Annotated in this window: 12 protein-coding genes; 7 read left to right on the forward strand and 5 right to left on the reverse strand. The window is 72.0% G+C overall.

Features of this window, described 5'->3' with window-relative positions; genetic code table 11:
- Positions 1-115: 115 nt before the first annotated feature.
- Positions 116-331, reverse strand: coding sequence for a hypothetical protein (locus IFT79_RS02435; RefSeq protein WP_056048999.1), 216 nt, complete (start codon positions 329-331; stop codon positions 116-118).
- Positions 328-4,095: an AAA family ATPase gene (locus IFT79_RS02440; protein WP_446718847.1), complete on the reverse strand. Its 3,768-nt coding sequence runs from the start codon at positions 4,093-4,095 to the stop codon at positions 328-330. The genes IFT79_RS02435 and IFT79_RS02440 overlap by 4 nt, the downstream gene beginning before the upstream one ends.
- Positions 4,096-4,369: 274 nt before the next feature.
- Between IFT79_RS02440 and IFT79_RS02445 the strand changes: the two genes are divergently transcribed.
- Positions 4,370-4,771, forward strand: coding sequence for a hypothetical protein (locus IFT79_RS02445; RefSeq protein WP_192122816.1), 402 nt, complete (start codon positions 4,370-4,372; stop codon positions 4,769-4,771).
- Positions 4,772-5,103: 332 nt separating this feature from the next.
- Complete coding sequence (locus tag IFT79_RS02450) at positions 5,104-5,310, forward strand: YegP family protein (RefSeq protein ID WP_056049008.1); 207 nt, start codon at positions 5,104-5,106, stop codon at positions 5,308-5,310.
- A 30-nt stretch (positions 5,311-5,340) separates the two neighbouring features.
- Here IFT79_RS02450 and IFT79_RS02455 read toward each other — a convergent pair whose 3' ends face one another.
- Positions 5,341-6,183: a sulfurtransferase gene (locus IFT79_RS02455; protein ID WP_192122817.1), complete on the reverse strand. Its 843-nt coding sequence runs from the start codon at positions 6,181-6,183 to the stop codon at positions 5,341-5,343.
- A 93-nt stretch (positions 6,184-6,276) separates the two neighbouring features.
- Here IFT79_RS02455 and IFT79_RS02460 point away from each other — a divergent pair, with 93 nt between their 5' ends.
- On the forward strand, positions 6,277-7,245 hold the full coding sequence (locus IFT79_RS02460) for an epimerase (RefSeq protein WP_192122818.1): 969 nt from the start codon (positions 6,277-6,279) through the stop codon (positions 7,243-7,245).
- 51 nt (positions 7,246-7,296) lie between these two features.
- Here the strand turns inward: IFT79_RS02460 and IFT79_RS02465 are convergent, their stop codons facing one another.
- Positions 7,297-7,728, reverse strand: coding sequence for an Lrp/AsnC family transcriptional regulator (locus tag IFT79_RS02465; RefSeq protein ID WP_056049014.1), 432 nt, complete (start codon positions 7,726-7,728; stop codon positions 7,297-7,299).
- A 149-nt stretch (positions 7,729-7,877) separates the two neighbouring features.
- Between IFT79_RS02465 and IFT79_RS02470 the strand changes: the two genes are divergently transcribed.
- The 4 genes from IFT79_RS02470 to IFT79_RS02485 all read left to right on the forward strand — a co-directional run bounded on the left by IFT79_RS02470 (position 7,878) and on the right by IFT79_RS02485 (position 11,964).
- Positions 7,878-8,909 (forward strand): ornithine cyclodeaminase, encoded by a 1,032-nt coding sequence (locus IFT79_RS02470; protein ID WP_173153009.1) that lies wholly within the window; start codon positions 7,878-7,880, stop codon positions 8,907-8,909.
- A gap of 52 nt (positions 8,910-8,961) precedes the next feature.
- On the forward strand, positions 8,962-10,011 hold the full coding sequence (gene ctlX / locus IFT79_RS02475) for a citrulline utilization hydrolase CtlX (protein ID WP_199859374.1): 1,050 nt from the start codon (positions 8,962-8,964) through the stop codon (positions 10,009-10,011).
- A 244-nt stretch (positions 10,012-10,255) separates the two neighbouring features.
- Entirely contained in the window at positions 10,256-11,296 is a 1,041-nt protein-coding gene (locus IFT79_RS02480) for a TerC family protein (protein WP_056049019.1), read from the forward strand.
- A 215-nt stretch (positions 11,297-11,511) separates the two neighbouring features.
- Entirely contained in the window at positions 11,512-11,964 is a 453-nt protein-coding gene (locus tag IFT79_RS02485; protein ID WP_192122819.1) for a DUF6314 family protein, read from the forward strand.
- 99 nt (positions 11,965-12,063) lie between these two features.
- Here the strand turns inward: IFT79_RS02485 and IFT79_RS02490 are convergent, their stop codons facing one another.
- Positions 12,064-12,312 (reverse strand): glutaredoxin family protein, encoded by a 249-nt coding sequence (locus IFT79_RS02490; RefSeq protein ID WP_043594734.1) that lies wholly within the window; start codon positions 12,310-12,312, stop codon positions 12,064-12,066.
- Positions 12,313-12,411: the final 99 nt, after the last annotated feature.

A 12,411-nucleotide genomic window follows, 5' to 3' on the forward strand; every position in this document is an offset into this window, starting at 1 on the left:
GGGCTCCGCCCGCCCGTGAACCCCGAATGCGACGATGAACCCCCCGGAATCGGGGTTCATCGTCGCATTCGTGGTTCATGCCGACGTCGGGCGCGCGTCGCCGCCCGGGGCCGACTCAGCCCCAGTGCGGCGGGACGTCGGCACGCAGTCGCTGGTCGTTCTCGCTGGACCCCTGCCGAGCGGGTTCGGGAGCGGGCGTCGGGTCGCTGCCCGGCACCGGGTCGGTGCTCACGCGACGCCCGGACCGCCGACGCACCACCAGGGGGCTCGGCTCGGCCGCCTCGAGGGCGTGAGGGGCGTCGCCCTCGGACGCCGCGCCTCCTGCGGTCATCGACGGTTGACGTGCTGGCTGGCCGACAGGGCCGGCACCTCGTGCGTAAGCGAGTCACCGATGCCGAGCACCTCGGCGACGCGCTCGGCGACGGCGTCGGGATCGGTGAAGAGCTGGAACGCGTGCACGCGGATGTAGTGCCAGCCGAGCCGCCGCAGCACCTCGGGACGCGAGCGCAGCGACTCGCGCAGGCTGGTGCGCGAGAGCGTCGTGTCGGTCTCGATCGTGACGCAGACGCCGTCGTGGGCGGCGACGAGACCGAGCTTGCCCCGGTGCCCGAGCGCGACGGGGATGCCCTTGACCTCGAGCCGGCGGGCCAGGTCGACGAGCATGGGCTCGCTGTCGTCGGGGACGTGCTCGGCCGACGTCCGGGCCTGCACCTCGGTGAGGATCTCGCTGAGCGCGACCGTTCCGTGGCCCATGCGACTCGAGTCGATGTCACCCGGCTGGAAGCAGGTGACGATGACCATCGAACGACGCGCACGCGTCATGGCCACGGCCAGCAGGCGCTCGCCACCCGGCTGGCCGAGCGGCCCGAAGTCGCTGAGCACGCGGCCGTGCGGGGTGCGGCCGTAGCCGATCGAGAACACGACGTGGTCGCGGCTCTGCGCGACGCTCTGCTCGAGGGTGGCGATCATGAACGGCTCGCTGCGGTCGCCCACGACGAACTCGGTCAAGTCCTTGTGCCCCGAGACGGCGGTCAACACGGCCTGCTGGACGCGGATGGCGTGCTTGGCCGACGCCGTCAACACCATGAGCGACTCGCTCGGGCGCGTGCGGGCGTGTTCGAGGACGAGGGACACGACGCGGTCGACCTCGGCGTCGACGCTCTCGACGGCGCCGGACTCGGGATCGGGGACGGCGGTGCCGCCCGAGACGTAGTCGAGCGCGATGCTGCCGTGGCCGAGGAAGCTGCCCGCCCAGGGGAGGGACTCGATGCGACCGCCGTAGAAACGACGGTTGACGAGTTCGGCGAGGTCTTCTCCGCCGGCACGGTAGCTGCGCGTGAGGGAGAGCGTGGGCAGCAGGGTCGCGAGGCGCGCCAGGGCGCTCTCGGAGTGCGACGCGGCCAGGGCCTCTTCGTCCGCGTCGACGGGCGGCTTACCCGGCACGACGCCGATGTCGAACTCGGAGGGGGTCTGGGTCACGGGGTCGCCGAACGCGACCGTCTGCTTGCCCCGACGGATAGCCCCGACGTTCTCGGCCAGGGTCGTGGCCCCGGCGTCGACGAGCACGACCGTGTCGAACGGCACGGTGTCGGCGATGGTGTGGACCTCGTACGGCGACGCGACCCAGACGGGAGCGATGGCGCGCGACAGGTGCGGGGCCGCGTCGTGCAGCAGGCGAGCGGTCAGGTGGCCCTGACGCAGCAGACCCTTGAGCGCCGACGCCTCGTCGGGCCAGTCCACCAACCCGATCTTCCAGTTCTCGGCCAGGAGCCATGCGAGCAACTGGGCGCTGCCCGCGGCGTGGGCCTCGTCGACGAGGCGGAAGTCGGCCTCGAGTCGGTCGAGCATCGCGGTGTTGGCGCCGAGCAGGGCCCGGTCGGCCTCGAGCAGCGACTCCAGCGCCGAGCGCCACCAGGCGAGCTCGAGTTCGGCCGCGACCTGGTGCTCAGGCACGTGGCGGTTGGCCAGGTCGGTGATCAGCGGGGTCAGTTCGAGGTCGCGCAGGGTCGTCATGAGCTCGGTGCGCTCTTGGAGGTTCTGCAGGACGTCGCTCTCGGCGGCGAGGGCCTCGAGTCGTTGCTGCAACTCGACGATGCCGATCTCGGTGAGCCCGTCGTCACCCTTGAGGCCGAGGGGGCCGTCGAGGCGCTCGAGGTCTTGCGACACCTGCTGGTGCAGCACGTGCGTGTCGGCGATGCCCGTCGGCACCTCGGGCGGGGTGCCCGCCGACACGTAGCGCTGCCAGACGACGCGTTGCTGCTGGATGCGCTGCAGCGCACCGTGCAGGTCGGCGATGTGGACGCCGGGTCGCACGTACTCGCGGGCGAGCTTCTTGAGCCGACGGCGGTTGGCGCTCGACATGTCGGGTGCCTCGCGCTTCGGCGCCGTCGCGGCGACGAGCTCGGCGACCGAGCGGTCGAACACGACGGGCATGAACTTGTCGAGGGTGTCGCGGATCTCGGTGAGCAGGCGCAGGTAGACGCCGAGCTCGGCGACGCTCTCGAACGGGCGCATGCGCGTGCTGCCGATCACCTCTTCGGCGCGTTCGAGCAGACGCGGCAGGTCACGGTGGTGGAGGTTCTTGGCGAGCTGGTGCGCGTCACCGGCCCCGACGCTCTCGGTGAAGCGCGCGCCGTACCAGGGCGAGTCGCCCGGGCCGTACTTGAACTCGCCCAGGTTGGCGGCACCGACCATCGTCTCGGCGACGCGGCCGCGACCGTCGACCATGGCGGCGATGCTGCGGCGGCTGAGGCGGGCGGTGGTCGCCGGGGCGGCGGGCAACAGGGCCAGCCGCGAGAGCTCGGTGAGGCAGTCGAGCACCGAGACGCCGAGCTCGGGGTCCCGGCGGCTGAGGGCGCCGCGGTAGTCGACGAGCACCTTGCGGAGGCGCACGAGGGCGTCGTCGACCTCACCCATCTGCGGGTGGGTGGCCTTCTCGTTGCGGGAGATCGACCGGATCACGTCACGACGCAGCGTGGTCGGGCTGACGGCGACGCCCGGCAGGCCGACCTCGGCGAGACGGCTCGTGATGCCGCGCAGGGTCGCCCGGCGGGCGCTGACCACGAGGACGCGCTTGTTCTGCGACACCAGACGACCCACCGCGTTGACGATGGTCTGCGTGCCACCGGTGCCCGGCAGGGTCTTGACGACGACCGAGTTGCCGGCGGCGATCTGGGCCACGACGTTCTCTTGCTCGGGATCGGCGTCGAGCAGCAGGGTGTCGGTCTCAGGACTGCGCTCGTCCTGCGGGGTGGCGGTCGTCGGGCGGTAGGCCTCCTCGACCTGACGGATGGCCATCGGGTTGCCGGCGAGCGCGTCGAGCACCGGGTGCCCCAGCTCGCGGGCGTCGAGGGCCATCTCGGTCGAGACCTCGGTGAAGGTCGAGACGACCAGGCGGGGCTGCACCGTGAACCACTCGAGGTGGGCGGTCAGCCCACGGAGCCGGTCGATGACCGGGTTGGGCGTGAACGACCCCTCTCGGCTGGCGAGGGAGACGAAGGACTCGGCGTCGAGCGTGATGCCGAACTGGTCGTGCAGCGCGTCGACCAACGCCGGGTTGAGGAAGGGCTCGCCGAGCAGCTTGACCTCGAAGTCACGCCCGTGGCGACGGATCGCCAACGGCCGCAGCAACACGGGCGCCCGGAAGTCTTCTCCGGCGAAGGACCAGGCGGCGACGCCGATGGCCAGGTGGACGGCGTCGATGCCACGGACCGTGCTCAGCTCGAGCCCCTTGGCGGCGATCTCACCGGCCGCGGCACGGGCCGTGCGCAGGGCGAGGTCGTCGCGGATCAGGCTGGAGAGCAGGGTCGTCTTGCCCGTGATGAACTGCGCGAGGCCACCGGGGTGGGTCGTGCTCAGCTCGATGCGGGACCGCTGCGAGTCGCCGAAGTGCAGCAGCGTGGAGGGGCCGCCCACCCGGCGGAGGGACTCGCGCCAGGTGTTCCAGACGGGCTCGGCCACGTTGCCCAGGGACTGCCCCGGGTGCCCGAGGCTGACGGCGTGGGGTGTGATCACGCCCGTGGGCGCGCCGGTCGGGACGGCGACGGAGTCGTTCTCGTCGTCGTCGTTGTCATGCTGTCTGTCGGCTCGCCACACCCTGACACCTTAAGCGGTCCGCCTCGACAACTCCCGGAGGACGGGCGGTTCCGCCGCGAGTCGCCGTGGGGCGCCACCCCGGCGGCGGCGGTCGCATCGGCGACACCTGACGCCCATCGACGGTCGTGTTACACCATCCGTCAACATGCGCGACATGATCGGTTACGTGAGTTGTCGTCATAACCGTGCGCTCGTACGTCACCGTACAGTACGGTCATCACGGGGGCTATTCAATGAGCCGACACGACACCGTGTCTCGACACCAGGAGCGCACATGCCTTTCGAACAGAAGTACAGCGACGAGACGCGAGAGAAGTCGCTCGCCCGGGTGCTCGAGCGTCGCGAGGCCGAGCCGGGCAACCGGTCGATCATCCGCGAGACGGCGTCCGAGTTCGAGGTCGGCGAGCAGTCCCTGCGCGGTTGGATCCGGGCCCACGAGCGGGCGACCGCCCCCACGCCGGCACCCGACGACGCGGTCGAGAAGGAACTCGACGTCACCGCGGACGACGACGAGCCCGCCCCGTCGACCACCGCGGCCCCGCGCCGAGGTCGCCCCCCGGGCTCGGGGTCGGCCGCCACGGCCGAACGCGTCGCCGAGCTCGAGGCGGAGGTCGCCAAGCTGCGCCGCGACCGCGAGGCCCTGAAGGGCGCCATGGCGGTCCTGCTGGCCGACTGACCTAGCACCCGAGACCCGCGGCCACCGCCCGGGACGACGAGAGCGCCCGACCCCGCGACTGCCATCCGGGGTCGGGCGCTCTCGTGTGCTCGGTGCGCGACCGAGACGGACCGGTGCGGCCGCCCGGTCTCGGAGGGGGGACGAGACTCGCGGGCGGCCGCACCGACTCACACAGTGTGACAGTTGGAATGTCACATGTCAAGTGGTCGCCGGGTGGCCGACCCGCGGGAGGCGCCACCCGACTCCGCGACGCGCGTGGCCTCCCGCCCGGGGTACGGCCCTATGCTGTCGCCACGCAGAGCGCGTGCACCACTTCGTGCAAGGGGACCCCCATGGCAGGCACCTTCGTCGTCACCCAGGACGCCTCGGGCGAGTACCGCTTCGCCCTCACCACCGGCAACGGCGTGGTCATCGCCTCCTCCGAGGGCCATCGCCAGAAGGGCGCGGCGATGAACGCGATCGACGACCTGCGACGAACCGCCGTCGACGCGGTGGTCGACGACCGGACGAGCGTGCCCGAACCGGGTCACGCCGACTGACGGACCGCGCCCCGGCGACCCGGGCGCGACTCAGTCGGGGCGGTCGCCGGTGGCGACGGGTCGCGACGGGTCGTTCGACCAGGCGCTCCACGACCCGGCGAAGAGCACGGGGTCGAACCCGGCGATCGTCGCGGCCAGGGCGTTGTGGGCCGCCGTGATGCCCGACCCGCAGTAGACGGCCACCGGCGTCGCCGGAGTGACCCCCGCCTCCTCGAACCGGGCCCGCAGCGCCGCGGCGTCGACGAAGCGGCCCGACGGGTCGAGGTTGCCCGCCGTGGGCAGGTTGACGGCACCCGGGACGTGACCGGCCCGCGGGTCGACCGGTTCGACGTCGCCGCGGTAGCGCTCGGCGGCCCGGCTGTCGACCAGCACGCCCGTGGTGGGCCACGAGGCCGCCGCGTCGGCGTCGATCACGGGCCACGGATCGTCGCCGAGGGTGACGTCGCCGGGCACCACGTCGGCATCGCCCTGTTCGAGGGGCAGGCCCGCGTCGGTCCAGGCCGCGAGCCCGCCGTCGAGCAGACGCACGTCGGCGACGCCCGAGGCCCGCAACAGCCACCACGCGCGGGCCGCGGACTGCCCGCCGAGGTCGTCGTACACGACGACGGCGTCCCCGTCGCGGAGTCCCCAGCGTCGGGCGGCGGCCTGCAGGTCGGCCCGGTCGGGCAGCGGATGACGCCCCTCGACGGGTTCACCGTGACGGGCGAGCTCGGAGTCGAGCTCGACGTAGACGGCGCCGGGCAGGTGCCCCTCGCGGAAGGCGGGGCGGCCGTCCGGCCGGTCGAGCCGCCACCGGACGTCGAGCAGGCGGACGACTCCCCCGCCCGTCAGGGTGGCGTCGAGCTCGGCGGCGGTCACGAGGGGATGGCTCATGCCGACGAGGCTAACCGGCGTCCCACAGGTGAGGACTTCTCGACGTCGAGGGACCGCGCCGACGGTGACCGTCCGGTCCCCTAGTTTGAGCGCATGACCGACCACATCGTCCTCGCCGGAGCCAGCGGCTTCATCGGGCAGCACCTCGCGGCCGCGTTCCGCGCCGAGGGTGCCCGCGTCAGCCTGATCGGCCGCCACGGACCCGACGCGTCATGGGGTGACACCGCCGGCATCACCGCCCTCCTCGAGGGCGCCGACCTGCTCGTCAACCTCGCCGGGAAGAGCGTGAACTGCCGCTACGGCCCGGAGAACCGCGCCGAGATCGTGCGCTCGCGCGTCGAGACCACGCGCGAACTGAAGGAGGCGGTGCTCGCGTGCGCCGCGCCTCCTCGGGTCTGGATGAACTCGTCGACGGCGACGATCTACCGCCACGCCGAGGACCGCCCGATGACCGAGTCGGACGGCGAGATCGGGTCGGGGTTCTCGGTCGACGTGGCCACCGCGTGGGAGGCCGAGTTCTTCTCGGGCGAGCTGCCCGCCACCCGCCGCGTCGCCCTGCGCATGGCCATCGTGCTGGGCGACGGCAGCGCGCTCGTCCCCCTGATGAACCTGGTGCGGGTCGGCCTCGGCGGGCCGCAGTTCGACGGCCCGTGGCCGGCCACCCGGGCGCGGCTCGCGGCGGGCACGTACCACCACGAGGGTCGCGGCGGTGGACGGCAGAAGTTCAGCTGGATTCACGTCGACGACGTGCTCGGGGCGATCCGGTTCGCCCGTGAGGACTCGTCCGTCGAGGGCCCGCTCAACCTGTCGTCCCCGAACCCGAGCGACAACCGCACCGTGATGCGCACCCTCCGTCGCGTGCTGGGCGTGCCGTTCGGCCTGCCTGCCTGGCGGTGGATGCTCGAGCTCGGCACGGCCGTGCTCCGCACCGAGACCGAGCTCGTGCTCAAGAGCCGGTGGGTGCTGCCCGAGCGCCTCGTCGACGGCGGGTACGAGTTCGTCCACCCGCACCTCGACGAGGCCCTGAAGAGCATCGTCGCCGGGAGGCGCGGCGCGGCCTGAGTGCCCCTGGTGCGACCAGGCCGAGGACGGCGGCCGCCGCGCGGGTGCCGGTCAGCGGAGGACGGAGCTGAGCAGCAGGCTGGTCTCGCTGTTGACGACGCCCTCGACGCTGCGGATGCGGGCGAGCACGCGGTCGAACTCGCCGAGCGACGACGTGCGCAGCTCGGCGACGAGGTCCCAGCCGCCGTTCGTCGTGTGGAGCGACGCCACCTCGGGGAACCCGCGCAGCTGCCGGATGACGTGGTCGGTCGACCGCCCCTCGATCTCGATGAAGCCGATCGCACGGATGAGGTCGGGATCGTCGGCCTCTCGCACCCGCACGGTGTAGCCGAGCACCGTTCCCGACGCCTCGAGCCGGTCGAGCCGTGAGGTGATGGTCGCCCGCGTCACGCCCAACCGCCGCGCGAGGCTCGCGGCCGACTCGCGCGCGTCGACCCGCAGGGCCGCCAGGAGGCGCCGGTCGAGTTCGTCGAGATCCGCCATGGATCGAAACGTACAGCACGACCGCGCACAACGGGTGATCGAGCGTGCGGAATGGCGCTCGATGGTGATTGTGGCTGCACATCGCCCAGTCCTAACGTGGTGCCACCCGGACGCGACGACCGAACCGGGCCGAGCAGGAGGAGGTCGCCGTGGTGCGCTTCGTGGACGTGCAGAACATGATCCGATGGGTCACCGACCGCGGGGTCGGCCCGATCACCAGCGGCATGGTGACCGCCCTCGAACGCGACTTCGCCCGGTGGCCCGCCTTCGACAAGTCGCCCCGCGTCGCCTCCCACAGCCCCATCGGCGTCATCGAGCTGATGCCGGCCAGCGACAGCGAGACCTACGGCTTCAAGTACGTCAACGGCCACCCGTCGAACCCGGGCCGCGGCTACCAGACCGTCACCGCGTTCGGCGTGCTCGCCGACGTCGACACGGGCTACCCGACCTTCCTCGCCGAGATGACGATCCTCACCGCGCTGCGGACCGCCGCCACGAGCGCGATGGCCGCCAAGCGTCTCGCCCGGGCCGACTCGCGCGTGCTCGCCCTGATCGGCGCCGGCTCGCAGGCCGAGTTCCAGGCCCTCGCGATGCGCTCGACCCTCGGGCTCGACACGGTCCGCGTGTTCGACGTCGACCCGGGCGCCACGGCGAAGTTCGTCCGCAACCTCGAGCCGCTCGGCTTCGACATCACGGTCTGCGCGAGCCCCGGTGAGGCGGCCGACGGCGCCGACGTGATCACGACCTGCACGGCCGACAAGCAGAACGCGGTCGTCCTGCCCGACGAGGCCGTCCGCCCCGGCGTCCACGTCAACGCGATCGGCGGCGACTGCCCGGGCAAGACCGAGCTCGACCCCGCGACGCTGCGCCGGGCCGACGTCTTCGTCGAGTACCCCGAGCAGACCCGCGTCGAGGGCGAGATCCAGCACCAGCCGGCCGACTTCGCCGTCACCGAGCTGTGGCAGGTCGTCGCCGGGCAGCGCCCCGGGCGCACGAGCGACGAGCAGATCACGATCTTCGACTCGGTCGGCTTCGCCATCGAGGACGTGTGCGCCCTGAAGTACCTCCGACAGGACGTCGTCGGCACCGACTACGCCGTCGAGATCGACCTCGTCGCCGACCCCGACGACCCGAAGGACCTGTTCGGCCTCGTCGCCGCCCGCCGACCCGTCGGCGCCTGAGCCCCCGACCGCCCCGGACCGCACCCACCGCAGAAGCCGCGCCGAGACCGTCGTGACGACCGTCGCTCCCCCGCCCCGCGCCTCCTCGTCCCCGGCGACCGCCGTGGTGACGCCGCCGGCGTCCCCCGCACTCCGCGCCTCCTCGCGCACCCGAAGCGCCGACGAGGAGGCGCGGACGGCCGTCCAGTCCCCCGCCGCGGTCGTGATGGTGCGGCCGCACCACTTCACGCCGAACCCGCAGACCGCGGCCGACAACGCGTTCCAGACCGACCCGGCCGAGGTCGACGCGACCCGGGCCCAGCTCGCGGCGCGCGCGTTCGACGAGGTGACCCGGGCGGCCGAGGCACTGCGCGCGGCGGGCGTCACGGTGCACCTCGTCGACGACGAGCGGACCGACCGGCCCGACGGGGTGTTCCCGAACAACTGGTTCTCGACCCACGACGACGGCCGGGTGGTGCTCTACCCGATGCACTCGCCCAACCGTCGGGGTGAGCGACGCACGGACGTCGTCGACCTGCTGCGCGAGCGGTACCGCGTCACCGAGGTGCTCGACCGTTCCCCGCTCGAACGGCGCGGGATCGTCGTCGAGGGCACCGGGGCGCTCGTCCTCGACCACGTCGGGCGCGTCGCCTACGTCGCGCTCTCGCACCGTGCCGACCGGGCGGCCGTCGCCCTGGTCTGCTCCGACCTCGGCTACGAGCCCCTGACCTTCACCGCGACCGACGCGACGGGCGTGCCGATCTACCACACGAACGTCATGATGAGCGTGGCGTCGCGGTTCGCCCTGGTCGGACTCGAGTCGATCGCGTCACCGAGCGAACGGAGGCGCGTGGTCGAGCGCCTGGCGGCCTCCGGACGCGAGGTGGTCGCCCTGACCCGCACCCAACTCGGCGAGTTCGCGGGCAACGCGCTCGAACTGGCGGGGGCCGACGGGCCCGTGCTGGCGATCTCGGCACGAGGATGGGCGTCCCTCACCCCGTCGCAACGCCGCACCGTGTCGCGGCACGCACGGCCACTGCCGCTCGAGGTGCCGACGATCGAGCTCGCCGGCGGGTCCGTGCGCTGCATGCTCGCCGGGGTGCACCTGGCGCCCCGGTCGTAGCCGGGGCACCTCCTGCCTCGGTGCCGGCCGGGGCATCGGCCGCCCCGGTGATGCGGGTGCGGGCCTTGCACGCACTGCAGCTTCTCAGCACTGTCACGGTCGCTTGAGGGCACGCCCCCAGCGGACCCCCACGTACCGTCGTCTCAGGAGCCTTTCCGCTCGTCACGAGCCTTCTCCGCTGTCCGGCCGTTCGCGCCGCTCAGCCCGACCCGCCTCATCAGCCCGACCCACCCGGAGCATCCCCGTGGACGTCTCACTGACCACCTGGCTCATCACGATCGCCGTCACCATCGCGTTCTTCGTGTTCGAGTTCTTCACCCACGTGCGCAAGCCGCACGAGCCGACGATCGGCGAGTCCGCCCGCTGGTCGGCGTTCTACATCGGCCTCGCGCTGCTGTTCGGCGTCGGCATCGGCTTCGTGAGCGGCTGGGGCTTCGGCGGCGAGTACTTCGCCGGCTACCTCACCGAGAAGGCGTTGTCGATCGACAACCTGTTCGTCTTCCTGCTGATCATGACCGGGTTCGCCGTGCCGCGCATGTACCAGCAGAAGGTGCTGATGATCGGCATCGTCATCGCGCTCATCATGCGTGCGGGCTTCATCGCCGCCGGCGCCGCGCTGATCGAGAACTTCTCGTGGGTCTTCTACCTCTTCGGCGCCCTGCTCTTCGTGCTGGCCTACCAGCAGATCAAGGGCGACCACGGCGGCAACGCGGCCGACAACGCCTTCGTCAAGATCGCCCGCCGCGTCCTGCCCGTCGACGACGAGTTCCACGAGGACAAGTTCACCGTCAAGAAGGGCGGCAAGCGCTTCGTGACGCCGCTGCTGCTCTGCGTGATCGCGATCGGCTTCGTCGACCTGGTCTTCGCCCTCGACTCGATCCCCGCGATCTACGGCCTGACCAACGAGGCGTACATCGTCTTCACGGCCAACGCCTTCGCCCTGATGGGTCTGCGCCAGCTCTACTTCTTGATCGGCGGGCTGCTCGAACGCCTCGTGTACCTGTCGCAGGGCCTCGCGATCATCCTCGCGTTCATCGGCGTCAAGCTCGTCTTCCACGCCCTGCACGTCAACGAGGTGCCGTTCATCAACGGCGGCGAACCGCTGCTGTGGGTGCCCGAGATCCCGATCTGGTTCTCGCTGCTCTTCATCGGCGCGACCATCACCGTGGCCACGATCGCCAGCCTCGCCAAGACCCGCGGCGACGCCCAGAAGGCCAAGCGCGACGAGGTCGACGGCGAGAAGGTCACGGTCGCCAAGGACTCGGACGACCCCACCCGCCACTAGGCGCCCGCCCGCACTGCACCGCGTTTCGTGCACCGCACCACGACCAGTCGGGGTGCGGTGCACGAAACGCGGTGTGGTGCGTCACGAGCGCGCGGCACCAGGCCGCCACGCCACCGCGACTTGGTCCGTCGACGGCCGTGCGCGAAGATCGGGTGTTCTCCCGCGGTCGTCGAGGGGGACCGCCTGAGAGGGGTTCTCCGTGGTCGCCGATCGACATGCCGGCTGAGACGCTGGCGCTGCTGCTCGGCCGGTGGTCCGTCACGCGCGAGATCGACGACCACCGCACCGGCGAGCACGCCCGGTTCGACGGGACGGCGACCATCGAGGAGGCGCGGGCGGGTTCCGACCTCGTGGCGACCTACGACGAGTCCGGCGAGCTCGTCGTGGCCGACCGGCGGACGCCCGCCACCCGACGACTCGGCTACGGGGCCCGGGGTGATGGATCGCTCGACGTGCGCTTCGCCGACGGCCGCCACTTCGTCGACCTCGACCTGCGGTCGGGTGCCTGGGAGGCGCACCACCCGTGCGCCCCGGACGCCTACCTCGTCGAGACCCGGGTGCTCTCGCCGACGTCGTTCGAGGAGCGGTGGACGGTGCGCGGGCCGGCGAAGTCGTACGACGCGCTCACGACGTACGAGCGCCTGCTGACGAACCCCGCCACGATCTGAACAACCCGCCACACGTTTGCGTGGCGGATCGTTTACTTCGTGGCGGGGTGGAGGGTCGGCGCGGCCGGAGGCGCGGCGACGCGGCGCGGCCGTGCCGGACTAGAGCTTGGCGGCGAGCTCGGCGTCGGTCGGCTCGACCAGGTGGCTGCCGTCGGGGAAGACCACGACGGGGATCTGCGTGCGACCGCTGACGGCGTAGGCGCGGTCGGCACCGTCGGCGACGGCCTCGAGGTCGACGTAGTCGTAGGCCACGCCCTCACGGTCGAGCAGCGCCTTCGAGCGGCGGCAGTCACGGCACCACTCGGCGCCGAACATCAGGATGCGGTCGGGGGCGGTGTCGGTGCTCATGGCGACCAGGGTACGCGCGGTGACGGGACGCGGGCACGCCACCCGCGCCTCCTCGTCCCCGACCGGTCTCGAGATCCGGTCCGGGAATCCGGTCGGACG

It is taken from the genome of Frigoribacterium sp. CFBP 8759 (genome assembly GCF_014841655.1).
Classification (GTDB): domain Bacteria; phylum Actinomycetota; class Actinomycetes; order Actinomycetales; family Microbacteriaceae; genus Frigoribacterium.

Excerpts from the sequence above, each read along its gene's own strand:
- IFT79_RS02435 (WP_056048999.1), bottom strand. The coding sequence starts at position 331 with ATGACCGCAGGAGGCGCGGCGTCCGAGGGCGACGCCCCTCACGCCCTC.
- IFT79_RS02445 (WP_192122816.1), top strand. The coding sequence starts at position 4,370 with ATGCCTTTCGAACAGAAGTACAGCGACGAGACGCGAGAGAAGTCGCTC.
- IFT79_RS02450 (WP_056049008.1), top strand. The coding sequence starts at position 5,104 with ATGGCAGGCACCTTCGTCGTCACCCAGGACGCCTCGGGCGAGTACCGC.
- IFT79_RS02455 (WP_192122817.1), bottom strand. The coding sequence starts at position 6,183 with ATGAGCCATCCCCTCGTGACCGCCGCCGAGCTCGACGCCACCCTGACG.
- IFT79_RS02460 (WP_192122818.1), top strand. The coding sequence starts at position 6,277 with ATGACCGACCACATCGTCCTCGCCGGAGCCAGCGGCTTCATCGGGCAG.
- IFT79_RS02465 (WP_056049014.1), bottom strand. The coding sequence starts at position 7,728 with ATGGCGGATCTCGACGAACTCGACCGGCGCCTCCTGGCGGCCCTGCGG.
- IFT79_RS02485 (WP_192122819.1), top strand. The coding sequence starts at position 11,512 with ATGCCGGCTGAGACGCTGGCGCTGCTGCTCGGCCGGTGGTCCGTCACG.
- IFT79_RS02490 (WP_043594734.1), bottom strand. The coding sequence starts at position 12,312 with ATGAGCACCGACACCGCCCCCGACCGCATCCTGATGTTCGGCGCCGAG.